We start from the raw sequence: 25,849 nt of genomic DNA on the forward strand, positions 1-25,849 counted from the left end.
AGCGGCTTCAGCCGCGACGGGCGTTACAGGGAAAACACGTCGCGGCTGAAGTCACACACCATGGCTGCCTGGGACGCGGAATCCGATTCCCGATTCACCATTCCCGGCCTTATTCCCCGTAGCCGAAAGCCTTCAGCGCGGCCTCGTCGTCGGACCAGCCCTCGCGCACGCGTACCCAGGTCTCCAGGAACACCTTGGCGCCGAACAGGCGCTCCATCTGCTGGCGGGCCTTGGCGCCGATGTCCTTGAGGCGGGTACCGCCCTTGCCGATCACGATCGCCTTCTGGCCTTCGCGCTCGACCCAGATCACCGCGCCGATGCGCAGCAAGGCGCCGTCCTCGGCGAAGCGTTCGATCTCCACGGTGGTCGCGTACGGCAGTTCCTCGCCGAGCTGGCGCATCAACTGCTCGCGCACCAGTTCGCCGGCCAGGAAGCGCTGGCTGCGGTCGGTGATCTCGTCCTCGCCGAACATCGGCGGCGCTTCCGGCACCAGCGCGAGCAGGTCGCGCACCAGCGCCTCCAGGCCCTTGCGCTTGAGCGCGGAGATCGGATGCACCGCGGCGAAGCTGCGGCCCTCGCTGACCTGCTGCAGGAACGGCAGCAGCGCGGTCTTGTCCTTGAGCCGGTCGACCTTGTTGACCACCAGCACCACCGGGATGCCGGCGTCGCTGAGCACATTGAACGCCAGCGTGTCCTCCTCGTCCCAGCGCCCGGCCTCGATCACCAGCAGGCCGGCGTCCACCCCTTCCAGGGAGCCGCGCGCGGCGCGGTTCATCACCCGGTTCATGGCGCGCTTCTGCTCGCGGTGCAGGCCGGGGGTATCGACCAGCAGCAACTGACCGGCCGGGAAGCTGGCGATGCCCAGCAGCCGGTGCCGGGTGGTCTGCGGCCGGTTGGAGACGATGCTGACCTTGGCGCCCACCAGGGCGTTGGTCAGGGTGGACTTGCCCACGTTGGGGCGGCCGATCACGGCCACGCTGCCGCTGCGGTAAGGGGGAGTGGCTTGTTCGTTCACTTGCTCGAATCCAGTTGCTCGATGGCGGCGGCGGCGGCCTGCTGCTCGGCCAGGCGCCGCGAGGTGCCCTCGCCCTCGGTGACCAGGGCGGGCTCGGCGAGTACGCAGCGTACCCGGAATAGCTTGGCGTGGTCGTCGCCGGTCTCGCTGATCAGTTCGTAGGCCGGCAAGGTCCGCTGCCGGGCCTGCAACCATTCCTGCAAGCGGGTCTTGGCGTCCTTCTCCACCTTGCCGACCGGCAACGCCGCCAGCGCGGCCTCGAACCAGGGCAGGATCGTCGCGCGGCAGGTCTCGAAGCCGGCATCCAGGTAGATCGCCGCGACCACGGCCTCCACCGCATCGGCCAGGATCGAGTCGCGGCGATGGCCGCCGGACTTCATCTCGCCCGGCCCCAGGGTCAGGCGTTCGCCCAGTTCCAGTTGCCGGCCGATCGCGGCCAGCGAGGCCTCGCGCACCAACTCCGCGCGGGCACGGGTCAGCGCGCCTTCGTCGGCCTTGGGCCAGCGCTGGTACAGCGCCTCGGCGATCAGCAGGTTGACGATGCCGTCGCCGAGGAATTCCAGGCGTTCGTTGTGCGGTGCGCCGGCGCTGCGATGGGTCAGCGCCTGCGCCAGCAACTGCGGCTCGGCGAAGCGGTGACCGATGCGGTCACCGCGCAGGATGGTCTTACTGGCCACCACGCGTCGTCAGGTCCTGGGTGGCGTCGAACTTGCCGACCACGTCCAGATTGGCGATCAGCGGGCGGCGCACTTCGTAGGCCACGTGCATCTTCACGCCGGTGTCGGTGCGCTCGAAGGTGACGTCGCCCGGCTTCACGTTGTCCGAGTTGTTGATGTCCAGGCGCCGGAACAGCGAGGCCTTGGCCTGCGACGGATCCATCTCGGCGCTGCCGGCCTCGGTCGCCAGGCCCTTCATCGCCGAACGGACGGCATAGAACTCCATGTACATCGGGAACAGCTTCATGCCGATGTAGACGAAGAATCCGACCACCGCCAGCACGATCACGAACGAGGTCAAGGTCATGCCACTTTGCTTGTGCTTCATCGCGCTTCCCCTCACGCAAGTCACTGAATGGTCGTTCCGATCCGTGACGGATCGAAACTGCCGCTGCAGAACCACCCTTCGCAGTTGAGCCAGATCAGGAACGCCTTGCCGCGCAGGTTCTCTTCGGGCAGGAAATGGGTCTGCGTCCAGAACCGGCTGTCCTCGCTGTTGTCGCGATTATCGCCCATCACGAAGTACTTGCCCGGCGGCACCACCCAGTCGCCCTGGCCGGCCGGATTGTTGCGGTCGATCCATTCCAGCTCGGTGTGGGTCCGGCCCGGCAGGTACTCGGTGAGCAGGGTGGCGCCGGTCATTTCCGCGCCCTTGCCCTTGCCGACGTACTCGCCCATGACCTTGTACTTCATCGGCGTGCCGTTGATGTACAGGGTGTCGCCATGGAAGCCGATGCGGTCGCCCGGCAGGCCGATCACGCGCTTGATCCAGTTCTCGTCCGGCTTGTGCGGCGGCTTGAACACCACCACGTCGCCGCGCTTGGGCTCGCCGACCGGAATGATCTTCTGGTTGGTGATCGGCAGGCGGAAGCCATAGGAGAACTTGTTGACCAGGATGAAATCGCCGACCAGCAGGTTCGGCATCATCGAGCTGGACGGGATCTTGTACGGCTCGGCGATGAAGCTGCGCAGGATCAGCACCACCGCCAGCACCGGGAAAAACGCCCGCGAGTAGTCGACGATCACCGGCTCGCTGTCGAGCAACCCGGCCCGCGCGGCGCGGCGCTTGGCGAAGAACAGCTTGTCCAGCAGGGTGATGATGCCGGTGGCGAAGGTCAGGACCACCAGCGCGATTTCAAACCATTTCATTCGGGTTCCTTCGGAACGGGATTGGGGATTGGGGATATGGGATTCGCAAGAACGGGATGGCGGCAGGCGCACCTGCCTTGGCCAATCTCCAATCCCGAATCCCCACTCCCAGTTACTTATCCATCTGCAGCACAGCCAGGAAGGCTTCCTGCGGGATTTCCACGCGGCCGACCTGCTTCATGCGCTTCTTGCCTTCCTTCTGCTTTTCCAGAAGCTTCTTCTTGCGCGAGACGTCGCCACCATAGCACTTGGCCAGCACGTTCTTGCGCATCGCCTTGACCGTGGTGCGGGCGATGATCTGCGAGCCGATCGCGGCCTGGATCGCCACGTCGAACATCTGCCGCGGGATCAGGTCCTTCATCTTTTCGCACAGTTCGCGGCCGCGGCGGTCGGCGTGGCTGCGGTGCGCGATCAGCGACAGCGCATCGACCTTGTCGCCGTTGATCAGCACGTCTACGCGCACGAACGGGCCGGCGTCGAAGCGCACGAAGTGGTAGTCCAGCGAGGCGTAGCCGCGGCTGACCGACTTGAGCTTGTCGAAGAAGTCCAGCACCACCTCGGCCATCGGCAGCTCGTAGCTGATCTGCACCTGGCTGCCCAGGTAGTTGATGCCGATCTGGCTGCCGCGTTTTTCCTCGCACAGCTTGATGATGTTGCCGATGTATTCCTCGGGGGTGAGGATGTTGGCGCGGATGATCGGCTCGCGGATCTCCTCGACCATGTTCAACTGCGGCAGCTTGGCCGGGTTGTCCATGCTGATGATCGAGCCGTCGGTCTTCAGCACTTCGTAGACCACGGTCGGCGCGGTGCTGATCAGGTCGAGGTTGTACTCGCGCTCCAGGCGCTCCTGCACGATCTCCATATGCAGCATGCCGAGGAAGCCGCAGCGGAAGCCGAAGCCCATCGCCTCGGAGCTTTCCGGCTCGAAGCGCAGCGCCGCGTCGTTCAGGCGCAGCTTGTCCAGCGCCTCGCGCAGGTTGGTGTAGTCCTCGGCATCGACCGGGAACAGGCCGGCGAACACGCGCGGCTGCATCTCCTGGAAGCCCGGCAGCGGCTTGCCGGCCGGGTCGCCGGCCAGGGTCAGGGTGTCGCCGACCGGCGCGCCGTGCACGTCCTTGATGCTGGCGGTGACCCAGCCCACCTCGCCTGCGCGCAGCGCCGGCAGCACCTTGCGCTTGGGCGTGAACACGCCGACGCTGTCGACCTGGTGGGTGCGGCCGGTGGACATCACCAGCAGCTTGTCGCCAGCCTTGATCTCGCCCTGCATCACCCGCACCAGCGAGACCACGCCCAGGTAGTTGTCGAACCAGGAGTCGATGATCAGCGCCTGCAGCTTGTCGGTGTCGCGCGGCACCGGCGGCGGGATGCGCTGCACGATCGCCTCCAGCACGTCGCGCACGTTCAGCCCGGTCTTGGCGCTGACCGCGACCGCGTCGGTGGCGTCGATGCCGATCACCGCCTCGATCTCGGCCTTGGCGCGGTCGATGTCGGCGGTGGGCAGGTCGATCTTGTTCAGCACCGGCACCACTTCCAGGCCCTGCTCCACCGCGGTGTAGCAGTTGGCCACCGACTGCGCTTCCACACCCTGCGCCGCGTCCACCACCAGCAGCGCGCCTTCGCAGGCGGCCAACGAGCGGCTGACCTCGTAGGAGAAGTCGACGTGGCCGGGGGTGTCGATGAAGTTCAGGTGGTAGACCTGCCCGTCCTGCGCGGTGTACGGCAGCGACACGGACTGGGCCTTGATGGTGATGCCGCGTTCGCGCTCGATCGGGTTGGAATCGAGCACCTGCGCTTCCATCTCGCGCGCCTGCAGGCCGCCGCAGAGCTGGATGATGCGATCGGCCAGGGTCGATTTGCCGTGGTCGACGTGGGCGATGATGGAGAAATTGCGGATGTTCCGCATCGAATCAGAGGACATGAGGTGGGCGGCGGCCAGGACCGTCGTCAGGATAACGGGCCATTATCGCATGGCCGGCGGCCGCTGGTGACGGCCGCCGGATTCGCCCCCCCGCCCCGCGGCGCCGACCGGTCTGGGTCGACGCCCGGGATGGCGCCCGGCCGCGGCCGGGCGCGGGGATCAGCCGCCGGCGCGCACCGCGACGAAGCTGGTGGTGTCGCGGACGCGGATCAGCAGCATCACCACGTCGCCCTTCTTGTAGCCGCTCAGCTGCTGGTTCAGGGCCGCCACGCTGCCGACCGGGGCGCGCCCGACCTGCAGGATCACCATGCCCGGCACCAGCTGCGCCTCGCGCGCGGGCCGGCCGGTGACCGCGGTGATGCGCACGCCCTTGCCCGGCTCCAGGCCCAACTGCTGGCGGGTGGCCGCGTCCAGGTCGGCCACGTCGATGCCGAGCAGCGCGTTGGCGCCGGTGGCCGGGGCAGCGTTGTCGCCGACCGCCGGGCCGGCACTGGCCTGGGCGTCGTCGGCCAGCGCGGTCAACTGCACGGTCAGCTCGCGCGGCTTGCCGTCGCGCAGGATGCCCAGGCGCACCTTGGCGCCCGGCTGCATCGCGCCGATCATCGGCGGCAGGTCGCTGGAGGCGCCGATCTCGGTCCCGTTGACCGTGCGGATCACATCGCCCACTTCCAGCCCGGCCTTGGCCGCCGGGCTGCCCTGGACCAGCTGGTTGACCAGCGCGCCGCGGGTGTCCGGCAGGCCCAGGCCCTGCGCCTTCAGCGAATCGATGGCGCCCACCATCACCCCGAGCTGCGCACGGGTGACCTTGCCGGTCTTCTTGATCTGCTCGACCGCGCTCATCGCCAGGTCGATCGGGATCGCGAAGCTGATGCCCATGTAGCCGCCGGAGGCGGAGAAGATCTGCGAGTTGATGCCGACCACCTCGCCGCGGGTGTTGAGCAGCGGGCCGCCGGAATTGCCCTGGTTGATCGCCACGTCGGTCTGGATGAACGGCACGTAGCGCTGGTCGGCGTAGGGATTGCTGCGACCGGTGGCGCTGACGATGCCGGCGGTGACCGAGTGGTCCAGGCCGAACGGCGAACCGATCGCCACCACCCACTGGCCGGGCTTGAGCAGGTTGGAGTCGCCGATGCGCACCGTCGGCAGGTTCTTGCCGTCGATCTTCAGCAGCGCCACGTCGTACTGCTGGTCGCTGCCGACCACCTTGGCGGTGAACTCGCGGCGGTCGGTGAGCTTGACCTTGACCTCGCTGGCGCCGTCGACCACGTGGTGGTTGGTCAGCACGTAGCCGTCGGGCGAAATGATGAAGCCCGAGCCCATCGAGCGGCCGGCGGGACCATCGTCATCCGGCGCGCCGCCGCGCGGCTGCCCGGGCATGCCCGGCATGCCGTCCGGGCCGAAGAAGCGGCGGAAGAACTCGGGCATCTGGTCGTCGTCGGGCATGCCGCCCCCGGAGCGTGCGGCCGCGGCGCGGCGGCTGATGGTGGTCTCGACATTGACCACGCCCGGGCCGACCTGCTCGACCAGGCGGGTGAAGTCGGGAAGGTTGCCGACCAGCTGCGGCGCGGGCGCGGCCTGCGCGGCCGGCGGCGGGGCGCTGGCGGCGCTGGGGCTGGGCTGCTGCGCGCAGGCGGCCAGCGGCACGGTCAGCGCCAGCAGGCCCAACAGATGGTGGCGGATACGGTGAGTCATCGGACGCAAGCCTCCGGTTCGGGAAGGGGAACAACGAGGGGACGAAGCAACGGGGACCACGCGCCGGAACGAGGCACGGACGCCTGCCGGCGCGCGGGGTCAGGGCTGCGGATGCAGCGGCGGGTTGGCCACGGCGTCGGCAGGCAATCGGGGTTCGAACGGATAGAACGCCGCCGGGTCCGCGCCGCTGTGCGGGAAGCTGGCGGTGAATTCGCTCCCGGAATCGGCGGCCGGCAGCGTCGAGCGCGGCCACGGCCGGGCCTGCAGCGGCGTCGCCGGATGTCCGAACGGATCGCTGGCGCGTTGCGCGACCATCGTCGGTGGCGCGACCGGCGCCACGAACGGCGTCTGCACCGGCGCCTTGGCCTGCGGCTTGGCCGGCGCCGCCGCGGCATAGGCGCGCTCGGCAGGAACGCTGCGGGTGCGCGCGGCCTGGGCGCTGCGCGTGGCCTCGCGTCGTGCCGCTGCGTCCTGGCGACGGTTGGCGGCGATCGCCATCGCCGGCGCGGCAGCGACGGCCGCGGCGAGGTCGCCCTGCGGATCGGCCGGTGCCGGCGCGGGTGTCGGCACCGGCGGCGTGGTGGCGGCCGGTGCCGGGCTCGGCGCGGTGGCATCGGCAACCTGCGCCGGCGCCAACGCCTCGGGCGTCTGCGGCAGGCGCTGGGTCACGAACAGCGCGAGCAGCGCGACCGAAGCGGCCAGGGCGGCACTGCCGCCCCAACGCCAGGTGCGGCGCTTGCCGGCCGCGCTGGTCGCTTCGGCACGCGCGGCCTGCTGCGCTTCGGCGGCCACCGCCTGGCGCACGCGGGCACTGAAATCGCTGGGCGCCGGCACGCTGACACGGCCGCGCAGGATGTCGCCGCACAGCTGCCAGCGCTCGTGGCAGCTGGACAATTCCTCGTCGTGCTGCAGCCGGCGCAGCACGAAGCGCGCCTCGTCGGCCGGCAGTTCGCCGTCGATCAGGGCGGACAGTTGCTGCCGGTAGTGCAGCTCGAACTTGTCCGGCGCGGCGCTGTCGGGCGCCGGCACAGGCTTGGGAAAGGGCGTGCTATCGGTCATACGCGGTGTCGCTCACGGGTGGCGCTGTCGGTATCCAGCAGGGGACGGAGTTCGGCGTCGATGGCCTCGCGGGCGCGGAAGATCCGCGAACGCACGGTGCCGATCGGGCAGCCCATCTTCTGCGCGATGTCCTCGTAGCTCATGCCCTCCACCTCGCGCAGGGTGATGGCGGTGCGCAACTCTTCCGGCAAGGCGTCGACCGCCTTCATCACCGTGCGCTCCAGCTCCTGGCGCATCAACTCGCGCTCGGGCGTGTCGGTGTCGCGCAGGCGGGTGCCGCTGTCGAACTGCTCGGCATCGAGCACATCGACGTCGTCGGTGGGCGGCCTGCGGTTGTGCGCGACCAGGTAGTTCTTGGCGGTGTTCACGGCGATCCGGTGCAACCATGTGGAGAACTGGGCGTCGCCGCGGAAGCTCCCCATCGCGCGGTAAGCGCGGATGAAGGTGTCCTGGGCCACGTCCTGACATTCGCTCCAGTCGGCGATGTAGCGCCCGATCAGGCCGACGATCCGATGCTGGTACTTGCGCACCAGCACATCGAACGCCGCGCTCTCGCCGCGCTGCACACGCCGGACCAGTTCCAGGTCCAGCTCCTGGGGTGTTTCGACATCGGCCATAGCGGGCCGCACTCCTGTCAGCCCAACCTACGTCGGACCCTCTGACCGCCAATTCGGAAAAAAGTTCAGCGCCCCTCAGCGGATCGCCGCCCCACGACGTTAACCGGCGTTCCGTTAGGCTGGCGCAAGGCCAGCGGTCGCGGGACGCGCCTCAATTCCCCTGGATTGGGATTTGACGCGACGGAAACAACCTCTGGATGATAACGATCTTCTCCATACACAAGCGGATGGTCCTCCCCATGCTTTCAGGCTTCGACGGGCTCCGATTCAGTCACTGGCAAGCGGATATCCGCGGCGACGGCGTCGTCGTGCTCAGCCTCGACCGCCAGGACGCGCCCGTCAACGCGCTGTCGCAGGACGTGCTGCTGGAGCTGGGCGACCTGCTCGAGCGCATCGCCATCGATCCGCCCAAGGGCGTGGTGATCCGCTCGGCCAAGGACAACGGCTTCATCGCCGGCGCCGACCTCAAGGAATTCCAGGAGTTCGACCGCCGCGGCACCGTCAACGACGCGATCCGCCGCGGCCAGGCCACCTTCCAGAAGCTGGCCGAACTGCCCTGCCCCACGGTCGCGGCGATCCACGGCTTCTGCATGGGCGGCGGCACCGAGATCGCCCTGGCCTGCCGCTATCGCGTGGCCTCCAGCGATGCGGCCACCCGCATCGGCCTGCCCGAGACCAAGCTCGGCATCTTCCCCGGCTGGGGCGGCAGCGCGCGCCTGCCGCGGCTGATCGGCGCGCCGGCGGCGATGGACCTGATGCTCACCGGGCGCACCGTGTCGGCCTCGGCGGCGCGGGCGATGGGCCTGGTCGACAAGGTCGCCGCGCCGGCCGTGCTCACCGATACCGCGGTGGCGCTGGCGCTGTCAGGCAGCGCCCGTCCCTTCAAGCAACGCGCCACCGCCTGGGCCACCAACACCTGGCCGGCGCGCAAGCTGCTGGCGCCGCAGATGCGCAAGCAGGTGGCGCGCAAGGCGCGCAAGGAACACTACCCGGCGCCGTATGCGCTGATCGGCGTGTGGGAACGCAGCGGCGGCGGCGGTATCCAGGCGCGCCTGGACGCCGAGCGCAAGGCCGTGGTCAAGCTGGCCAGCACCCCGGCCGCGCGCAACCTGATCCGCATCTTCTTCCTCACCGAACGGCTCAAGGCGCTGGGCGGCAAGGAGCACGGCATCCGCCACGTGCACGTGGTCGGCGCCGGCGTGATGGGCGGCGATATCGCCGCCTGGTCGGCCTACAAGGGCTTCGAAGTGACCCTGCAGGACCGCGAGCAGCGCTTCATCGACGGTGCGCTGAGCCGCGCCGGCGAGCTGTTCGCCAAGCGGGTCAAGGACGACAGCAAGCGCCCGGCGGTGGCGGCGCGCCTGAAGGGCGACCTGGCCGGCGAGGGCGTGCCGAGCGCCGACCTGGTGATCGAGGCGATCATCGAGAACCCGCAGGCCAAGCGCGAGCTGTACCAGGCGCTGGAACCGCGCATGCAGCCGACCGCGCTGCTCAGCACCAACACCTCCTCGATCCCGCTGACCGAACTGCGCGAGCACATCCAGCGCCCGGCGCAGTTCGGCGGCCTGCACTACTTCAATCCGGTGGCGCAGATGCCGCTGGTGGAGATCGTCTGCCACGACGGCCTGGCGCCGGAAAATCAGAAGCGGCTGGCCGCGTTCTGCAAGGCGATCGACAAGCTGCCGGTGCCTGTGGCCGGCACGCCCGGCTTCCTGGTCAACCGCGTGCTGTTCCCGTACATGCTGGAAGCGGCCACCGCCTATGCCGAGGGCATTCCCGGTCCGGCGATCGACAAGGCCGCGGTCAAGTTCGGCATGCCGATGGGCCCGATCGAACTGATCGACACCGTGGGCCTGGACGTGGCCGCGGGCGTCGGCGCCGAACTGGCGCCGTTCCTGGGCCTGCCGATCCCGGCGGCGCTGCAGACGGTGGAGCCGGGCAAGCGCGGCAAGAAGGACGGCCAGGGCCTGTACGCCTGGGAGAACGGCCGCGCCAAGAAGCCGGAACTGCCCAAGGACTACCACGCTCCCGACGATCTGGAAGACCGGCTGATCCTGCCGCTGCTTAACGAAGCGGTGGCCTGCCTGCACGAAGGCGTGGTCGCCGACGCCGACCTGCTCGATGCCGGGGTGATCTTCGGCACCGGCTTCGCCCCGTTCCGCGGCGGCCCGATCCAGCACATCCGCGCCGCCGGCGCCGACGTGCTGCTGGCGCGCCTGCGCGCCCTGCAGGCGCGCTACGGCGAGCGCTTTGCGCCGCGCCCGGGCTGGGAGTCGTCGGCGTTGCGCGAGCCGGTGGTGTGAGGCGCGCAGGCGCTTACATGTAGGAACGGTTTCAACCGCGATAGGCGATGTCGGGAAAGCCTGTCGCGGCTGAAGCCGCTCCTACGAAAGCGGCGCATGTCAGCCGTCGAGGCGGACGCCCTTGTAGAACTAGTAGGAGCGGCTTCAGCCGCGACCGGCATTCCCGGTAAACGCGGGCAGCCAATTCCGAACCGAAGACACGCGCTGCGCCTGCACTAACGTCACCACCCAGCAGCGCTGCTTACGGATGCGAATGCCCGTGCGCATGCCCATGCCCGCCATGCCCATGTGGATGCTCGTCGTGATCATGCCCGCGGTGATCGTGACCACTACCCTCACCCGCCGCGGCCGGCGTGCCGCACGGGGTGGCGCCGCAATGGCCTGCCTCCATCTGCAGGGTGATGTGATCGATGTCGAACTGCGCATGCAGGCCGTCGCACAGCGTAGCGCGCAGCGCATCGGCGTCACTGCCGTCGGCGACCACCACATGCGCGGTCAGCGCCGGGGTGCTGGAGGCCAGCGCCCACACGTGCAGGTCGTGCACGCTGGCCACGCCGGGCGCGGCCTGCAGATAGCCGCGCACCGCACCCAGGTCCACGCCCTTGGGCACGCCTTCGAGCAGCACGTTGATCGCCTCGCGCAGCAGCACCCAGGTCCGCGGCAACACCCACAGGCCGATCAGCACCGCCAGGATCGGATCGATCAGCTTCCACCCGGTGACACGGATCGCCAGCGCGCCGACGATCACCGCGACCGAGCCGAGCATGTCGCTCCACACTTCCAGGTAGGCACCCTTCATGTTCAGGCTCTCGCCGCTGCCGGCCTTGAGCAGGCGCATCGAGATCAGATTGATCAGCAGGCCGAACGCGGCGATGCCGAGCATGCCGACGGTGGCGATCTCCTGCGGCTGGCGGAAGCGCTGCACCGCCTCCCACAAGATGTAGCCGGCCACCACGAACAGCAGCGCGCCGTTGACCAGCGCGCCCAGCGCCTCTAGCCGTGCGTAGCCATAGCTGCGCTTGGCATCGGGCGGGCGCCGGCTCAGCCGCACCGCGATCAGCGCAATCATCAGCGCCAGCGTGTCGGTGGCCATGTGCGCGGCATCGGACAGCAGCGCCAGGCTGTTGGTGAGGAAGGCGCCGGCCACTTCCACCACCAGGAACAGCGCGGTGAGGCCGAGCGCCCACCACAGGGGCTGCTCGTGGCGGATTTCGGTGGGGGCGTGGCTGTGATCGTGTCCCATGGGGCGACCGGGCGGCGATGCGGAGGAAGATGGCCGCTACCTTAGGCTGCCGCCTGTGCGGAGACTATTACACCGTCGCCGCGGCCGCCTGCCCCGGGACGAACACCGCGCGCACGCAACCGTCGTGCTTGTGCTTGAACATCTCATAGCCGCGCGCCGCATCGTCCAGCGGCATGCGGTGCGTCGCCAGGAAACGCGTCCTGAACGCACCGCTGCGGGCCAGGTCGAGCAGGCGCGGCACGTAGCGCTGGCCGTGCTGCTGCGCGGTGCGCACGGTCAGCCCCTTGTTCATCACCGCCCCCAGCGGGAACTTGTCCATCAGGCCGTACACGCCGAGGATCGACAGCGTGCCGCCCTTGCGGCAGGCCAGGATCGCCTCGCGCAGCGCCTGGCCTCGATCGGTGTGCAGATGCAGCGCCTGCTTGACCCGGTCGTAGGCGTAGCCGAGGCCGGTGCCGTGCGCCTCCATGCCGACCGCGTCGATACAGGCGTCAGGACCGCGTCCGCCGGTCATTTCGCGCAGCATCTCGACCACGCTGTCGACGGCGCTGTAGTCGATCACCTCGTTGCCGAGCACGTCGCGCGCCAGCGCCAGGCGCTCGGGCAGGCGGTCGATGGCGATGACACGTTCGGCGCCTAGCAACCGCGCGCTCTGCTGCGCCATCAGGCCCACGCCGCCGCAGCCCCACACCGCCACGGTCGCGCCGGGCTGGATGTCGCAGAAGTCGGCGCCCATGAAGCCGGTGGGGCCGGCGTCGGACAGGAACAGTGCATCCTCGTCGTCCACTTCCTCCGGGATCGCGAAGCAGCCGACGTCGGCGTGCGGCACGCGGATGAACTCCGCATGCGAGCCGGCGTAGCCGCCGAAGGCATGGGTGTAGCCGTAGATGCCGGCGGTCGGATAGCCGAGCAGCGGCTCCTGCATTTCCCAGTTGGGATTGGTGTTGTCGCACAGCGAGAATTCCTGGCGCCCGCAGTGCCAGCACTCGCCACAGGAAATGAACGAGGGCACCACTACGCGCTGGCCGATGCGCAGGTTGCGCACTCGCGGCCCGACCTCGACCACTTCGCCCATGAACTCGTGGCCGATGATGTCGCCTTCGCGCATCGTCGGCAGGTAACCATCGATGAAATGCAGGTCGGAGCCGCAGGTGGTGCTCAGGCCGACTTTGAGGATGGCATCGCGCGGATTGACGATGCGCGGGTCGGGGACCGTCTCCACCCGCAGATCGTTGACGCCGTTCCAGCACAGTGCGCGCATGGCAGACCCCTACTGTTGGTGGTGGTCGAGCCCGCGCGCGGACGGGTTGTCGCGCAACGTCGGCACTTCGCCGCACTCGATCCAGGCCTTGAACCGGTGCAGCACCTTGCCGAGCAGCGCATCCGGCGCGGCACCGACCAGCTTGGCCACGGCCTGGGCGACGATGCCGCCCTCGACGCGGTACTCCACCGCCAAGGTGGTTTCGCAGCCGAATCCATCTGGCGCGGCACGCACGCTCAGCGTGGTCTGCAACTGCAATCCGTGCTCGCCGCTGCCGGCATAGCTGACGGATTCGCCAAGGCAGACCTCGCCGCGCCGGTAGTCCAGCTCGAGGTGGCGCTCCAGCGGCAGACGCAAGCGCCATCGGGAGGCGTAACCGTCGCCGGACTGCAGCTCGGCCAGGCCAGACAGGACCTGCTGCTGCACGCTCACGTCGCACCAGGCATCGAGGATCTGATGGGGTTCGCCCAGCATGCTGAGCGTTCGCACCAGGCGCGTGCCGTCCAGGGTGACGGCCGCGTCGGTCTCCGGGGATTCGCGCATGGGAAAACTCCTGGCAGGACCGGAACGATCGCGGCGCGGATCGCGGCGCCTCGGCCGCGACCCGCAGCGCGGCTCAGCGGGTAGAACCGGCCGGCGTCGCGCCGGCGCTCTGCAACTGCTGCGCCTTGGCCAGGTGCTCGGCCACGTGCGTGCGCGTGGTGCGCAGATGCGCAGCCACATCCGGCGTCTTGGCCGCGGGGATCAGGGTACTGTCGAGCATCTGCAGGGCGGCCTGATGATCCTTGACCATCGCCGCCACGTAGGCCTGCTCGAAGCGATCGCCTTCCAATGCCTGCAGCTTGCCGGCTTCCGCCTTGCCCTTCTGCAGTTGCTGCTGCGCCGGCGCTGCCTTGGTGTCGGGCCCCCAGGGCGCGATCTTGGCGTTGTTGTCGGAGTGCTCCTTGACCATCTGCATGGCGTAATCGCGCACCGGGCCCTTGACCTGCTTCTGCAAGGCCAGATTGCCGGCGCCGATCTCGCTGGTGTTGATCGCCGACAGCACGCCGAGCACCTGCTTTTCGTTCAGCGCAGACGAGCGCGCGCCTTGTATCTCAGGCGACGTCGGCGACGCAGTCGTTGCCGGGGTTTGCTGCTGCATCGCGCCGGGATCGCGAGCGCCGGCCTGGCCGGACGTGTCGCTCTGCGCGTGGGCCAGGCCGATGCCGAGGACCGACAGCAGCGCCAGGGAAAGACCGGAACGGTAATGACGCATGACAAATTCCTTTGCATGACAGGTGGCGCCCATGCTCCGCGGCCTCTCGTGAGCGCATGGTTGAACGTGGGTGCAGGCGATGCGAAATGCTGCGGACGCAAAGACATCAAGGCACCCGCACCATCGCTGCGCAGCAATCCTGTGATGCCTGCACCGATTGACGCCACCGCGATCCGCAGCTCACACCGCACAACGCGCCGCAGCCCACGCTGGGACGACACCACGTCCGGAGCACAGCACATGGCACAGCGACATCTCCCGCTCGCGCAACAGTGATCGTGATCACCGGCGCCTCCAGCGGCATCGGCCTGTGCACCACGCTCCTGGCCGCCGAACACGGCGCCCGGCTGGTGCTGGTGGCGCGCAGCCAGGACGTCCTCGACGCGACCGTGCAGACCATCCGCGATGCCGGCGGCGAGGCGATCGCGGTGGCCGCCGACGTGGCCGAACGCACGCAACTGGACGAGGCCGCGGCGGCGGCGATCCGGCACTTCGGCCGCATCGACACCTGGGTGAACAACGCTGGCGTGGCGATCTACGGCAAGCTCGCCGACGTGGACGAGCGCGACAGCAGGCGCCTGTTCGACGTGAACTTCTGGGGCCTGGTGCATGGATCGATGGCCGCGCTGCCGCATCTGCTCGCCGCGCGCGGCACCCTGATCAACCTGGGTAGCGAAGCCTCAGAGGCGGTGCTTCCGCTGCAGGGCATGTATGCGGCGTCCAAGCACGCGGTGAAAGGCTTCACCGATACGCTGCGCATCGAACTGGAGCATCTCGACGGCGCGCCGGTGTCGGTGGTGCTGATCCAGCCGACCGCGGTGAACACGCCGTATCCGCAGCATGCGCGCAACTACCTGCGCGAGGAACCCACGCTGCCCAAGCCGATGATCGCGCCGCTGCGGGTGGCCGAGGCGATCCTGCATGCGGCCGAACACGGCGGCCGCGACGTCAAGGTCGGCCTGCTGGCCAGCGCCAATGTGGCGATGACCCATCTGCTGCCGCGCCTGGCCGACCGGCTCTCGGCGCTGCGCAGCGAACAGCAGCGGCAGGCACAGCCGGCGCGCGACCCGCTAGGCACCCTGTACCGCGCAGGCGAGAGCGGCCGCATCCACGGCGACTGACCGCAAGCGCGCCGCGATGCCCTATGGCAAGCAGCGCAGCAACAGCACGCTGAGGCTGGCCAGCGCCAGCAGCGACAGCGTACCGGCGGCGAGCACGCGGCCGCCGGACGCGAGCACCGTGCGCAGATTCACCGACAGGCCCAATGCCGCCATCGCGACCAGGGTGAACAGCAGCGACAGCGCTTGCGCCGCCTCGATCGCTGGCGCCGGCAGCACGCCCAGCGCGCGCAGACCCATCATGCCGACGAAGCCGAACACGAACCACGGCACCAGCGCGTGCGCCGGGCGCCGCGGCGCCGTCGTCGACCCGCCACGGACCAGCCCCAGCAACAGCATCACCGGTCCCAGCATCAGCACCCGCATCAGCTTGACCAACGCCCCCACCTGCGCGCTCACCGCGCCCACCGGCACGGTCGCCGCCAACACCTGCGGCACCGCGTACACGGTCATGCCGGCGAGGATGCCGTAGTGCCGCTGGTCCAGGCCAAGCAAGGGCACTGCCAGCGGCAGCAGCAGTACCACCAGCACGCCCAGGGCGGCGGTGAACGCGATCGAGGCCGCGACGTCGTCGGAATCGGCATCGATCACCGGTGCGGCGGCCACGATCGCCGAATTGCCGCAGATCGCGTTGCCGCAGGCGACCAGCGTGGCCAGCCGCGACGGCAGCCCCAGCGCGCGGCCGATGCCGTAGCCGAGCGCGATCGCCAGCAGCACCACCGCGGCGATGGCGGCCAGCAACAGACCGCCGGCCGCGCCGATGGCGCCGATGCCGACCGAGGCGCCAAGCAGCACGATGGCCAGTTCCAGCGGCAGCTTGGCGGCGAAGGCGATGCCGACATGGCTGGATGGGGGCAGCCGCCAGGCCGTGCGCAGCAGCGTGCCGAGCACGATGGCGAACACCAGCGCGTCGATCCAGCGCCGGCCCAGCCACTGCAGTTGCGCGCGCTCGGCCAGCCAGGCCAGCGCCGCCACCGCGATGGCCAGGCCCAGGCCGGGCAGCAAGGTCGAAGGTCTGTGCAGTTGGGTGCGCATGGCAGCGATCCGGATCGAGTGGCGGCAGGTTGCGCCCACGGACCGTTTCGATCCATCGCATAATTGCGCACATTTCATTCGATCCATCCGAACGGTCCTAGCATGACCCTGGAACAACTCACGCTGTTCGTGGCGGTGGCCGAGCGCCAGCACCTGACCCTGGGCGCGCAGGCCGCGCACCGCACGCCCTCGGCCGCCAGCGCCGCGATCAAGGCACTTGAGCAGCAGTACGGGGTGGCGCTGTTCGACCGGGTCGGCCGCGGCCTGGTGCTGACCGCGGCCGGCGCGGCGTTCTGCGCCGACGCCAAGGCGATCCTGGCGCGCAGCCGCGCGGCCGAACTGGCCCTGAGCGAATGGCGCGGCGTGCTGCGCGGCACGCTCGATCTGCACGCCAGCCAGACCGTGGCCAGCTACTGGTTGCCGACCCGACTGATGGCGTTCCATGCGCGCTATCCGCAGATCGAGATCCGCCTGAGCGTGGGCAACACCGACAGCGTGGCGTGCGCGGTGCGCGAGGGACGCGCCGAACTGGGCTTCGTCGAGGGCCGGGTGCAGGCCCCGGAACTGCTGAGTTCGCCGCTGGGCCACGACCGGCTGCGCGTGGTCGCCGCGCCGGGCCATCCGTTGGCCGGGCGTCGCCGCCTCGGGCTGGCACGGCTGGTCGCCGACAGCACCTGGATCATGCGCGAACCCGGCTCAGGCACCCGCTCGGCGTTCGAGACGGCGCTGCGCGCCGCCGGCATCGCCCCCGAGCGCCTGCGTGTGGCGCTGTCCCTGCCCTCCAACGAAGCGGTGCTGTCGGCGGTGCAGGCCGGGCCCAGCCTGGCGGCGATCTCGCAGCTGGCCGCGGCGCCGTGGCTGGAGAGCGGCCGCCTGCAGCCCCTCGCCGTGGCCCTGGGCGAACGTACCTTCCATGCCCTGCGCCACCGCGAACGCAGCCTGGGTGCGGCGGCGGCCGCCCTGCTCGGCTTGCAGGCCCCATCCGCCGCGGCCTGAGCCTCGCGTGGGCGAGGGTAGACGCGGCACGCGATATCCATTCCAAAACGAGATAGCCCTCGGCAAATGCTTCATTGGAATGGAATGCCTGGCGCTTCTATCCTCGCTCCCGGTCTCTCGCGCGCCAAGGCAGCGGAAGGGGAATGTCCGCGGCGCCGCCAGCGGACATGCCACGCACGCCCCGCCACGTCGACAGACACGCCATCGAGGACAGCGATCGGGACAGCCTGCAGCCCTGCATGACGCCCTGCCGATGCCTCCAGGACCGGGTTTCCCGGTCCACGCCAATTTGATCGGTCACTTTTTGTCCTGGGAGGGAACAAAAATGCCTTTGGAACAGTCCCGTCGCCCGGTCGGCCGGCGCGCGCACCGCCCTGCTGCCCGCACCCTGCTGGGCGCGGCCATCGTCCTGGCCCTGTCCGGCAACTTCGCCGCGCAGGCGCAGAGCGCCAGCGCCGATTCGGCGGCCGCGCCCCCCGCCAGGACCGATGCCACGACCGACGCCAAGAACGGCCAGCAACCGGTCACCCTGGACAACGTGATGGTGGTCGGCCAGCGCGCCAGCCTGGAACAGGCGGTGCAGGCCAAGCAGCTCGACGACCACGTGGTCGAGGTGATCTCCGCCGACAACATGGGGCAGATGCCCAACGTCACCGTGGCCGAGGCGCTGGTGCGCCTGCCCGGCGTCAACGGCACCCGCGACCGCGGCAACGAAAGCCTGGCCACGGTGCGCGGCCTCGGCCCGCGCATGACCATGGGTACGGTCAACGGCCGCGAGATCGCGTCCTCCGAACCCAACCGTGCGGTGCGCTGGGAGGTGTTCCCCACCGAGATCGTCTCCACCGTCAAGGTCTACAAGACCCCGTCGGCGGACCTGATCGCCGGCGGCATCGCCGCCACCGTGGACATCTCCACCATCAACCCGCTCGACCATACCGGCCCGACCTTCGTCGCCACCGGCGGCCCGGTCTACTACGACGAGGCCAAGGACGCACGCGACTACTCGCCGTGGGGCCAGCGCCTGGGCGCGAGCTGGATCCACCGCATCAACGACAACCTGGCGGTCGCGCTCGGCGCCACCTACCAGAAGCAGAAGAACGCCGGCGTCTCGATCGGCAGCTGGGGCTACACCGATGCCAGCAACGCGCGCGACGTCGATGGCGACGGCAAGGTCGACTACACCCCCTGGGGCGCGGCCGACCAGCTCAAGCTGACCGAGCAGACCCGCACCGGCGCCATGGGCACCGTGCAGTGGCGCTCGGGCAACCTGGAACTCAAGCTCGACGGCCTGTACTCGCGTATCCGCATCGACGAGGAACAGCGCCAGAATTGGTTCAACAACCTCGGCTACAGCATCTACTCGGCCAGCAATCCGTACACCACGCCCGGCTCGTCCTACACCATCGTCGATGGCGACGTGGTCGCCGGCACCCTGGCCAATTCCAAGCTGCAGGTGGACCACGTCGTGGCCCGCTACGACGAGGTCAAGACGCTGGCCGCCGGCGGCCTCAACGCCAAGTGGCGCGGCGACGTGTGGACGCTGGGCAGCGACCTGTCGTTCTCGCAGGCCAAGCGCGACAACGACTGGCGTGCGGTGCGCTTCGGCAGCAACCCGGACACGGTGTCGTTCGACTTCCGCCACGGCGTCACCCCCACCATCAGCACCAGTTCCGATGCGCCGGAATGGGGCATCAGTGGCCAGACCGAGCCGCAGGCGCTGCGCGACCGCATCGCCGCGCTGGCGCTGAGCGCCAGCCGCGCGATCGAGGATTCGCCGGTCACCGCGCTGGAGTTCGGCGCGCGCGCTTCGCGCCGCGAGAAACAGAACCGCCACTTCACCAGCTTCCAGTCGGGCTACAGCCAGCCCATCTCGGCCTACCAGGACCTGATCTATCCGGTGACGATGCCGGACTTGAACGTGCCGACCCTGACCGGCGGCGACCTGGACGCGATCGCCAAGCTCGGCTTCGGCGGCTTCGATCCCAGCCTGGCCGCCGAACAGCGCCTGGACCACTGGAACGTCGAGGAGAACGTGCGCGAGGCCTTCGCCAAGGCGGTGTTCAGTACGCAGTGGTTCGGCGTCGACGTCACCGGCAACGCCGGCGTGCGCGTGGTCCACACCGACACCGACAGCCATGGCTACGACACCGTCGGCGGCGTGGTGCAGCCGAGCAGCGCCGGCAAGACCTACACCGACGTGTTGCCCAGCGCCACGGTCAACTTCCTGATCGACCCCGAGCGCATCCTGCGTCTGTCGGTGGCCAAGGTGATGGCGCGGCCGCCGCTGGACGAACTGCGTACCGGGCGTGCGCTCGACGACCCCAACACCACCGTCGGCCAGCTCACCGGCAGCGGCGGCAACCCGCAGCTCAACCCGTTCCGCGCCACCCAGCTCGACCTGTCCTACGAGTGGTACTTCCACAAGGAGGCACTGGCGGCGCTGGCGCTGTACCGCAAGTGGGTGGATTCGAGCATCGGCTACAAGACCCAGCACGAGACCATCGACGGCCGCGACTACCTGATCAGCGGCCCGTTCAACGGCGGCGGCGGCTACATCAACGGCGCCGAGCTGACCTTCCAGACCCCGTTCTTCTTCATCCCGCACATGGAGAACTTCGGCATCTACTCCAACTACTCGTACGTGGAATCCAACCTGCACGAGTTCTCGCCAGCGGACAATCCGCTGCCGCTCAGCGGCCTGGCGCGCAACACCGGCACGCTGGACCTCTGGTACAACAACAGCAAGTTCGAAGCGCGGATCGGCTACAAGTACCACAGCCCTTACACCGTGGTGTACGGCTGGAACGCGGCGCGGCTGGCGCGACTGGAGAGCGAAGGCACGGTAGACCTGAGCCTGGCGTGGCGCTACAGCGAGCACCTGGGCTTCAAGTTCCAGGTCGGCAACCTGACCAACGAACCGCTGCGCGCCTACAGCGACAACAAGCGCAACCGGCTCGCCAACCAGGACGACGGCGGCTACCAGCTGTTCGGCCGCCGCTTCGCCCTGGAAGCGACCTACACGTTCTGAGCCGGTGGAGACCCGCATGCGATCCAGACGCACCTGGCTGCCGGCGCTCGCGCTGGCCCTCGCCATCGCCCTCGCCGCGCCCCTGGCCGGCGCCGGCACGCTGTACCTCGGCGCCGACCTGTCCTACGTCAACGAGATGGAGGATTGCGGCGTGCAGTACCGCGACCACGGCACGCTGCGCGACCCGTTCGAGCTGTTCCATGCGCACGGCGCCAACCTGGTGCGCGTGCGCCTGTGGAACGATGCGCGCTGGACCCGCTACAGCGACCTGAGCGACGTCAAGAAGACCATCCGCCGGGCGCGCGCGCAGGGCATGCAGGTGCTGCTGGACTTCCACTACTCCGACGACTGGGCCGACGGCGACAAGCAACTGATCCCCAAGGCCTGGGCCTCGATCACCGACCAGGACGAACTGGCGCGCACCCTGTACGGCTTCACCTACGACACGCTGAGCGCGCTGGACCGCGCCGGGCTGATGCCGGAACTGGTGCAGGTCGGCAACGAGAGCAATTCCGACCTGATGGACAGCCAGCCCTGGGACAAGCGCCGGCCGATCGACTGGAGCCGCAACGCCAAGCTGTTCAACGCCGGCATCAAGGCCGTGCGCGATGCCGGCGCGCGCTCGACGATCAAGCCCAAGGTGATGCTGCACATCGCCCAGCCGGAGAACGTGGAGCCATGGTTCGCCGACGCCGCCAAGGCCGGCGTGCGCGACTTCGACTTCATCGGCATCAGCTACTACCGCAAGTGGTCGCGCGAGACCATGGACCAGCTCGGCGCCACCATCAAGCGCCTGCGCCAGCGCTATCCGGCCGAGGTGATGGTGGTGGAGACCGCCTATCCGTGGACGCTGGAGAGCGGCGACCCCTCGCCCAACCTGCTCGGCGCCGACTCGCTGATTCCGGGCTACCCCGCCACCCCGCAAGGCCAGTTGAAGTACCTGGTCGACCTCACCCAGTTGGTGGTCGACAACGGCGGCAGCGGCGTCGTGTACTGGGAACCGGCCTGGACCAGCAACCAGTGCAAGACCCGCTGGGGCGTCGGCTCCTCGTGGGAGAACGCCAGCTTCTTCGATTTCCACCACGGCAACGAACTGCTGCCCGGCATCGGCTTCATGCAGCATGCCTACCGGCCGGCCCCGGCGGCGGCCGCGGGCACCACTGCCACGCCCACGCAGGACGCGCAGCCATGATCGAGCTGAGCCGCCGCGACCTGCTGCGCTCGCTGGTCGCCGGCGGCGTGCAGGTGGCGGTGCCCGGCGCGGCCGCAGCGCTGGCACCGGCCGCGCTGGCCGCCACGCCCGCTGGCAGCACCACCATTGCGCCGCTGCCGCTGGACCTGGACGACGACGCGCCGCGCCGGCGCCTGCTGTGCGATGGCGGCTGGCGCTTCCATCTCGGCCACGCCGACGACCCGGCGCGCGACTTCAACTTCGGCACCTTCCAGCGCACCTACGCCAAGGCCGGCAAGGACACTGCCGACGCCGCCCTGCTCGGCTTCGACGACAGCGCCTGGGAACGCATCGACCTGCCGCACGACTGGGCGGTGACGCTGCCGCCGCGGCAGGACCCGACCTCCAGCCTGGTCAACGGCGAAGACCCGGCCGCCGCGCACGGCTACACGCCGCTGGGCCGCACCGATCCGCAGACCAGCATCGGCTGGTACCGACGCGTGCTGGAGATTCCGGCCGAGGACCTGGGTAAGCGGATCAGCCTGGAATTCGACGGCGTGTTCCGCGACTGCATCGTGTTCTGCAACGGCCACCTCGTCGGCCGCAACGGCAGCGGCTACTGCGGCTTCGACGTCGACCTCAGCGACGTGCTCGACTACGGCGCCGAAAACATCATCGCCGTGCGCGTGGACGCCACCCTCGGCGAAGGCTGGTTCTACGAGGGCGCCGGCATCTACCGCCACGTCTGGCTGCGCACCACCGATGCGCTGCACGTACCGATGGACGGCGTGTACGTGCGCAGCGCCTGGGATGGCGGCGACGCGCAGGCACTAGTGGAGACCGAACTCGGCAACAACGGCGCGACGCCGCGCCAGTGCAGCGTGGTCTCGGTGATCCGCGCGCCGGATGGGCGCATCGTCGCCCAGGCCAGCTCCGCGCCGATCACCGTGGAACCGGGCGTGGTGCAGCGCGTGCGGCAGACGCTGGAGCTGGGCACGCCCGCGCCGTGGTCGCCGGAGAACCCGCAGCGCTACACCCTGTCCACGCGCCTGCTCGGCGATGGCCGTACCTGCGACGCCACCACCACCCACTTCGGCGTGCGCCGCCTGCAGTTCGACCCGCAGCGCGGGCTATTGCTCAACGGCGCAGCGTACAAGCTGCACGGCACCAACAACCACCAGGACCATGCCGGTGTCGGCACTGCCATTCCCGACCGCCTGCACGAGTGGCGCCTGCGCCAGCTCAAGTCGATGGGCTGCAACGCCTACCGCAGCGCACACAACCCGGCCTCGCCGGCGGTGCTGGAGCTGTGCGACCGGCTGGGCCTGCTGCTGATCGACGAGACCCGGCGCATGTCCTCCGACGACGAGGCCATGGCCGAACTGACGTCGATGGTGCGGCGCGGCCGCAACCATCCCTGCGTGATGCTGTGGTCGCTGGGCAACGAGGAACCGCAGATGGTCACCGCGCGCGGCGCGCGCATCGTCGCGCGCATGCAGCGCCTGGTGCGGCGCCTGGACCCGACCCGCCCCACCACCTTCGCCATGGACAAGGGCTTCGACGACGGCGTCGGCCAGGTCGTGGACGTGGTCGGCTTCAATTACCGCACCACGCAGATGGACGCCTTCCACGCGCGCCATCCGCAGATCCCGGTATACGGCAGCGAGACCGGCAGCACCGTCGGCGTACGCGGCAACTACCGCACCGACGACGTGCGCGGCTATGCCCGCGCCTACGACCTCGACTACCCCTGGTGGGCCAGCAGCGCCGAAGCCTGGTGGAGCTATGTCGCGCAGCGCCCGTACATCGCCGGCGGCTTCGTCTGGACCGGCTTCGACTACCGCGGCGAGCCGACCCCGTACAACCTCTGGCCGAACGTGGCCTCGCAGTTCGGCATCCTCGACAGTTGCGGCTTCCCCAAGGACAACTACTGGTACTACCGCGCGCAATGGACCGCCGAGCCGGTGCTGCACCTGTTCCCGCACTGGAACTGGGACGGCCTGCTGGACGAGCGCGACAACGGCATGGTCGACGTGTGGTGCCACAGCAACCTGGACGCGGTGGAACTGCTGGTCAACGGCGTCAGCCAGGGCATGCAGCAGGTGCCGGCCTACGGCCACGTCGAGTGGCGCGTGCGCTACGCACCGGGCCGCATCGAAGCACGCGGCTACCGCGGCGGCAAGCTGGTGCTGACGCAACGCCGCGAGACCATCGGCGCCCCGGCCGCGGTGCGCCTGCGCTGCGAGCGCGCCACCCTGCTGGCCGACGCCGAAGACATCGCCGTAGTCGCGGTGGAAATCATCGATGCCCAGGGCCGTATCGTGCCCACCGCCAGCGACACCGTGCGCTTTACGGTTCATGGCCCCGGCCGCCTGATCGGCGTGGGCAACGGCGACCCGTCCAGCCACGAACCCGACAAGGCCGACCACCGCCGCGCCTTCAACGGCCTGTGCATGGCCTTGCTGCAGACCACGCGCACGGCAGGCAAGCTGACACTGGAAGCCACGGCGCCGGGCTTGGCACCGGCGCGGTTGGTGCTGCCTGTGGAACGCGCGCGGTCGCGTCCGTTCGTGGCGTAGCACCGGGCGCCTTCGCTGAGGCGAAGGCGCGGCGATAGCCACGGCGGCACCTGTGACGCGGAGATGCGCGCCGGCAAGCGGGTGCGGCGCTGCGCCTCAGGCCTCCTGCAATCCGGGCTTGCCGTGGGCGATGGCATAGCGCCGCCAGCTCTGCAGCGTTCCGTTCGGCTGCATCACCTGGTCCAGCGTCTTCATGTCGCCGATCCACGTGTCGCGGCGCACGTCGCACAGCAGATAGCCGCGCTTGTCGGTGCTGGCCTTCAGATGCGGACTATGCCGCAGCATGTTCTCGGCCACCGCGTCCTCGCCGAGGCCATCGGAGCCGGAGGTGATCGAGGTGGCCAGCAACTCGCTGGAGACGATGCCGGAATCGGCGTTGTCCTGCACCAGGTCGCTGGCGAAATGGCGATGCGCGTCGCCGCAGGTGGTGACCACGTTGCCGAAGCCGACCCGCTGGATATGGTCGAGCAGGCGCCGGCGGCTGGCCAGATAGCCCGACCACTGATCGTCGGAATACTCCACCTCGCCGTTCTTCTCGATCGCGTAGTTGCCCAGCGCAACCTGATGGGCAATGGTGTGCCAGCGCGGCGCCGCATCGGCCAGGCCGTCGAACAGCCACTGCTCCTGCGGCTGGCCCATGATGCTGCGCGCCGGCGACTGCACCTGGTCGCGCTGCGCCATGTCGACCTGCTTGCTGCGGTACTGGCGGGTGTCGAGCAGGTGCAGGTCCATCAAGGTGCCGTAGCGGGCGCGCCGGTACAGCTGCATGTGGCCGTCGCGCGGAAACGCGGTGCGGCGCAGCGGCATGTTCTCGTAGTACGCCTGGAACGCCTGCGCGCGCCGCAGCAGGAACACCTCGCTAGGGGTGTCGTCCTGGTCTTCGGCGCCGGCCCAGTTGTTGTCCACTTCGTGGTCGTCGAAGGTCACGAACCACGGCGCGGCGGCATGCGCCGCCTGCAGATCGGCATCGGACTTGTACTGCGCGTAGCGGCGTCGATAGTCGTCCAGCGTGTAGATCTCCGGACCGACATGGTTGCGCAGGTTGGTGAACGGGCGGCCGTTCATCGTGCGCGGGCCGGGTCGCGCTGCGCCTTCGTAGATGTAGTCGCCGTAATGGAAGACGAAATCCAGCGGCTCCTCGGCAATGCAGCGCCATGCGGTGTAGTGGCCCTCCTCGTAGTGCTGGCAGCCGGCAACAGCGAAGCGCACCCGCTCCACCTTGGCGTAGGCCGCGGGCAGCGTGCAGGTGCGCCCGACCGGGCTGGCGTGATCGCCAATCCTGAAGCGATACCAGTACGGCCGGCCCGGCGACAGGCCGTCCAGTTCGACATGCAGCGCATGGCCCAGTTCCGGATGCGCCAGCGACGATCCGCGCCGCACCGATTTGGCGAACTGTTCGTCGGCCGCCACCTCCCAGTCGACCACCATCGGCCGCGTCGGCATCCCGCCGCCGTACACCAACGGCTCGGTCGCCAGCCGCGTCCACAGCACCACGCCCTCGGGCGAGGGGTCTCCGGAGGCCACGCCCAGGGTGAACGGCGTGGTCGCGAAGCGTGGCGAGGCAAGCAGGTTGCGGGGGAGCAAGCTCTTGGCATCGGTCTGCGTGGCCAGCGCGGAGGCGGTCTGCATCCAGGCGCCGAACGCGGAAAGCCCGGACATGGCAAGAAAGCGCCTGCGATTGAAGGTACTCATGG

Annotated in this window: 20 protein-coding genes; 6 read left to right on the forward strand and 14 right to left on the reverse strand. The window is 69.3% G+C overall.

Going from position 1 to position 25,849, the window contains the following annotated elements; genetic code table 11:
* Nucleotides 1–109: 109 nt before the first annotated feature.
* The 8 genes from era to rpoE form a co-directional block, all read right to left on the reverse strand.
* The gene (gene era / locus PIQ37_RS10405; RefSeq protein ID WP_010340598.1) at nt 110–1,015 is read right to left on the reverse strand and encodes a GTPase Era; all 906 of its coding nucleotides are present in this window, start codon (nt 1,013–1,015) and stop codon (nt 110–112) included.
* On the reverse strand, nt 1,012–1,692 hold the full coding sequence (rnc, locus tag PIQ37_RS10410) for a ribonuclease III (protein WP_026143959.1): 681 nt from the start codon (nt 1,690–1,692) through the stop codon (nt 1,012–1,014). Before rnc ends, era begins: the two co-directional genes overlap by 4 nt.
* Nucleotides 1,682–2,059, reverse strand: a complete 378-nt coding sequence (locus PIQ37_RS10415; RefSeq protein WP_010340596.1) for a DUF4845 domain-containing protein — start codon at nt 2,057–2,059, stop codon at nt 1,682–1,684. Before PIQ37_RS10415 ends, rnc begins: the two co-directional genes overlap by 11 nt.
* 20 nt (nt 2,060–2,079) lie before the next feature.
* The gene (gene lepB / locus PIQ37_RS10420; protein ID WP_010340595.1) at nt 2,080–2,880 is read right to left on the reverse strand and encodes a signal peptidase I; all 801 of its coding nucleotides are present in this window, start codon (nt 2,878–2,880) and stop codon (nt 2,080–2,082) included.
* Between the two features lie 112 nt (nt 2,881–2,992).
* On the reverse strand, nt 2,993–4,783 hold the full coding sequence (gene lepA / locus PIQ37_RS10425) for a translation elongation factor 4 (RefSeq protein ID WP_342073457.1): 1,791 nt from the start codon (nt 4,781–4,783) through the stop codon (nt 2,993–2,995).
* 174 nt (nt 4,784–4,957) lie between these two features.
* Nucleotides 4,958–6,490 carry a DegQ family serine endoprotease gene (locus tag PIQ37_RS10430; RefSeq protein WP_342073404.1) on the reverse strand — a complete coding sequence of 511 codons (1,533 nt, stop codon included), beginning with the start codon at nt 6,488–6,490 and terminating at the stop codon, nt 4,958–4,960.
* Nucleotides 6,491–6,589: 99 nt separating this feature from the next.
* The gene (locus PIQ37_RS10435) at nt 6,590–7,549 is read right to left on the reverse strand and encodes a sigma-E factor negative regulatory protein (RefSeq protein ID WP_342073405.1); all 960 of its coding nucleotides are present in this window, start codon (nt 7,547–7,549) and stop codon (nt 6,590–6,592) included.
* Complete coding sequence (gene rpoE, locus PIQ37_RS10440) at nt 7,546–8,166, reverse strand: RNA polymerase sigma factor RpoE (protein WP_160948332.1); 621 nt, start codon at nt 8,164–8,166, stop codon at nt 7,546–7,548. The genes PIQ37_RS10435 and rpoE overlap by 4 nt, the downstream gene beginning before the upstream one ends.
* Nucleotides 8,167–8,405: 239 nt before the next feature.
* Between rpoE and PIQ37_RS10445 the strand changes: the two genes are divergently transcribed.
* Nucleotides 8,406–10,469 carry a 3-hydroxyacyl-CoA dehydrogenase NAD-binding domain-containing protein gene (locus tag PIQ37_RS10445; RefSeq protein WP_342073406.1) on the forward strand — a complete coding sequence of 688 codons (2,064 nt, stop codon included), beginning with the start codon at nt 8,406–8,408 and terminating at the stop codon, nt 10,467–10,469.
* 241 nt (nt 10,470–10,710) lie between these two features.
* Here the strand turns inward: PIQ37_RS10445 and PIQ37_RS10450 are convergent, their stop codons facing one another.
* From PIQ37_RS10450 to PIQ37_RS10465, 4 genes are all read right to left on the reverse strand, one after another.
* Complete coding sequence (locus PIQ37_RS10450) at nt 10,711–11,712, reverse strand: cation diffusion facilitator family transporter (RefSeq protein ID WP_342073407.1); 1,002 nt, start codon at nt 11,710–11,712, stop codon at nt 10,711–10,713.
* 67 nt (nt 11,713–11,779) lie between these two features.
* The gene (locus tag PIQ37_RS10455; protein ID WP_342073408.1) at nt 11,780–12,973 is read right to left on the reverse strand and encodes a zinc-dependent alcohol dehydrogenase; all 1,194 of its coding nucleotides are present in this window, start codon (nt 12,971–12,973) and stop codon (nt 11,780–11,782) included.
* 9 nt (nt 12,974–12,982) lie between these two features.
* A complete protein-coding gene (locus PIQ37_RS10460) occupies nt 12,983–13,516 on the reverse strand; it encodes a hypothetical protein (protein ID WP_342073409.1) in 534 nt (177 codons plus the stop codon).
* A 73-nt stretch (nt 13,517–13,589) separates the two neighbouring features.
* Entirely contained in the window at nt 13,590–14,228 is a 639-nt protein-coding gene (locus PIQ37_RS10465; RefSeq protein ID WP_342073410.1) for a DUF4142 domain-containing protein, read from the reverse strand.
* A gap of 272 nt (nt 14,229–14,500) precedes the next feature.
* On the opposite strand from PIQ37_RS10465, the gene PIQ37_RS10470 reads away from it, so the two are divergent.
* Nucleotides 14,501–15,349 carry an SDR family oxidoreductase gene (locus PIQ37_RS10470; protein WP_407136581.1) on the forward strand — a complete coding sequence of 283 codons (849 nt, stop codon included), beginning with the start codon at nt 14,501–14,503 and terminating at the stop codon, nt 15,347–15,349.
* A gap of 21 nt (nt 15,350–15,370) precedes the next feature.
* Here PIQ37_RS10470 and PIQ37_RS10475 read toward each other — a convergent pair whose 3' ends face one another.
* Nucleotides 15,371–16,381: a YeiH family protein gene (locus PIQ37_RS10475; protein WP_342073411.1), complete on the reverse strand. Its 1,011-nt coding sequence runs from the start codon at nt 16,379–16,381 to the stop codon at nt 15,371–15,373.
* Between the two features lie 102 nt (nt 16,382–16,483).
* On the opposite strand from PIQ37_RS10475, the gene PIQ37_RS10480 reads away from it, so the two are divergent.
* From PIQ37_RS10480 to galA, 4 genes are all read left to right on the forward strand, one after another.
* Complete coding sequence (locus PIQ37_RS10480) at nt 16,484–17,377, forward strand: LysR family transcriptional regulator (protein ID WP_342073412.1); 894 nt, start codon at nt 16,484–16,486, stop codon at nt 17,375–17,377.
* Between the two features lie 325 nt (nt 17,378–17,702).
* A complete protein-coding gene (locus tag PIQ37_RS10485) occupies nt 17,703–20,405 on the forward strand; it encodes a TonB-dependent receptor (RefSeq protein WP_342073413.1) in 2,703 nt (900 codons plus the stop codon).
* Nucleotides 20,406–20,421: 16 nt separating this feature from the next.
* Nucleotides 20,422–21,597, forward strand: a complete 1,176-nt coding sequence (locus tag PIQ37_RS10490) for a glycoside hydrolase family 53 protein (protein ID WP_342073414.1) — start codon at nt 20,422–20,424, stop codon at nt 21,595–21,597.
* Nucleotides 21,594–24,155, forward strand: a complete 2,562-nt coding sequence (gene galA, locus PIQ37_RS10495; protein WP_342073415.1) for a beta-galactosidase GalA — start codon at nt 21,594–21,596, stop codon at nt 24,153–24,155. Before PIQ37_RS10490 ends, galA begins: the two co-directional genes overlap by 4 nt.
* 96 nt (nt 24,156–24,251) lie before the next feature.
* On the opposite strand, the gene PIQ37_RS10500 is transcribed toward galA, so the two are convergent.
* A complete protein-coding gene (locus PIQ37_RS10500) occupies nt 24,252–25,847 on the reverse strand; it encodes an alkaline phosphatase D family protein (RefSeq protein ID WP_342073416.1) in 1,596 nt (531 codons plus the stop codon).
* Nucleotides 25,848–25,849: the final 2 nt, after the last annotated feature.

The sequence above is a fragment of the Xanthomonas protegens genome (assembly GCF_038442435.1).
In the GTDB taxonomy this organism is placed as follows: domain Bacteria; phylum Pseudomonadota; class Gammaproteobacteria; order Xanthomonadales; family Xanthomonadaceae; genus Xanthomonas_A; species Xanthomonas_A sontii.

Bases quoted from the DNA above. Each gene is read 5' to 3' on its own strand.
- PIQ37_RS10455 (WP_342073408.1), bottom strand. From the start codon at position 12,973: ATGCGCGCACTGTGCTGGAACGGCGTCAACGATCTGCGGGTGGAGACG.
- lepB (WP_010340595.1), bottom strand. From the start codon at position 2,880: ATGAAATGGTTTGAAATCGCGCTGGTGGTCCTGACCTTCGCCACCGGC.
- PIQ37_RS10460 (WP_342073409.1), bottom strand. From the start codon at position 13,516: ATGCGCGAATCCCCGGAGACCGACGCGGCCGTCACCCTGGACGGCACG.
- PIQ37_RS10475 (WP_342073411.1), bottom strand. From the start codon at position 16,381: ATGCGCACCCAACTGCACAGACCTTCGACCTTGCTGCCCGGCCTGGGC.
- PIQ37_RS10485 (WP_342073413.1), top strand. From the start codon at position 17,703: ATGCCTTTGGAACAGTCCCGTCGCCCGGTCGGCCGGCGCGCGCACCGC.
- PIQ37_RS10435 (WP_342073405.1), bottom strand. From the start codon at position 7,549: ATGACCGATAGCACGCCCTTTCCCAAGCCTGTGCCGGCGCCCGACAGC.
- PIQ37_RS10465 (WP_342073410.1), bottom strand. From the start codon at position 14,228: ATGCGTCATTACCGTTCCGGTCTTTCCCTGGCGCTGCTGTCGGTCCTC.
- PIQ37_RS10490 (WP_342073414.1), top strand. From the start codon at position 20,422: ATGCGATCCAGACGCACCTGGCTGCCGGCGCTCGCGCTGGCCCTCGCC.
- PIQ37_RS10415 (WP_010340596.1), bottom strand. From the start codon at position 2,059: ATGAAGCACAAGCAAAGTGGCATGACCTTGACCTCGTTCGTGATCGTG.
- PIQ37_RS10445 (WP_342073406.1), top strand. From the start codon at position 8,406: ATGCTTTCAGGCTTCGACGGGCTCCGATTCAGTCACTGGCAAGCGGAT.
- PIQ37_RS10430 (WP_342073404.1), bottom strand. From the start codon at position 6,490: ATGACTCACCGTATCCGCCACCATCTGTTGGGCCTGCTGGCGCTGACC.
- PIQ37_RS10480 (WP_342073412.1), top strand. From the start codon at position 16,484: ATGACCCTGGAACAACTCACGCTGTTCGTGGCGGTGGCCGAGCGCCAG.
- rpoE (WP_160948332.1), bottom strand. From the start codon at position 8,166: ATGGCCGATGTCGAAACACCCCAGGAGCTGGACCTGGAACTGGTCCGG.
- lepA (WP_342073457.1), bottom strand. From the start codon at position 4,783: ATGCGGAACATCCGCAATTTCTCCATCATCGCCCACGTCGACCACGGC.
- galA (WP_342073415.1), top strand. From the start codon at position 21,594: ATGATCGAGCTGAGCCGCCGCGACCTGCTGCGCTCGCTGGTCGCCGGC.
- PIQ37_RS10450 (WP_342073407.1), bottom strand. From the start codon at position 11,712: ATGGGACACGATCACAGCCACGCCCCCACCGAAATCCGCCACGAGCAG.
- PIQ37_RS10500 (WP_342073416.1), bottom strand. From the start codon at position 25,847: ATGAGTACCTTCAATCGCAGGCGCTTTCTTGCCATGTCCGGGCTTTCC.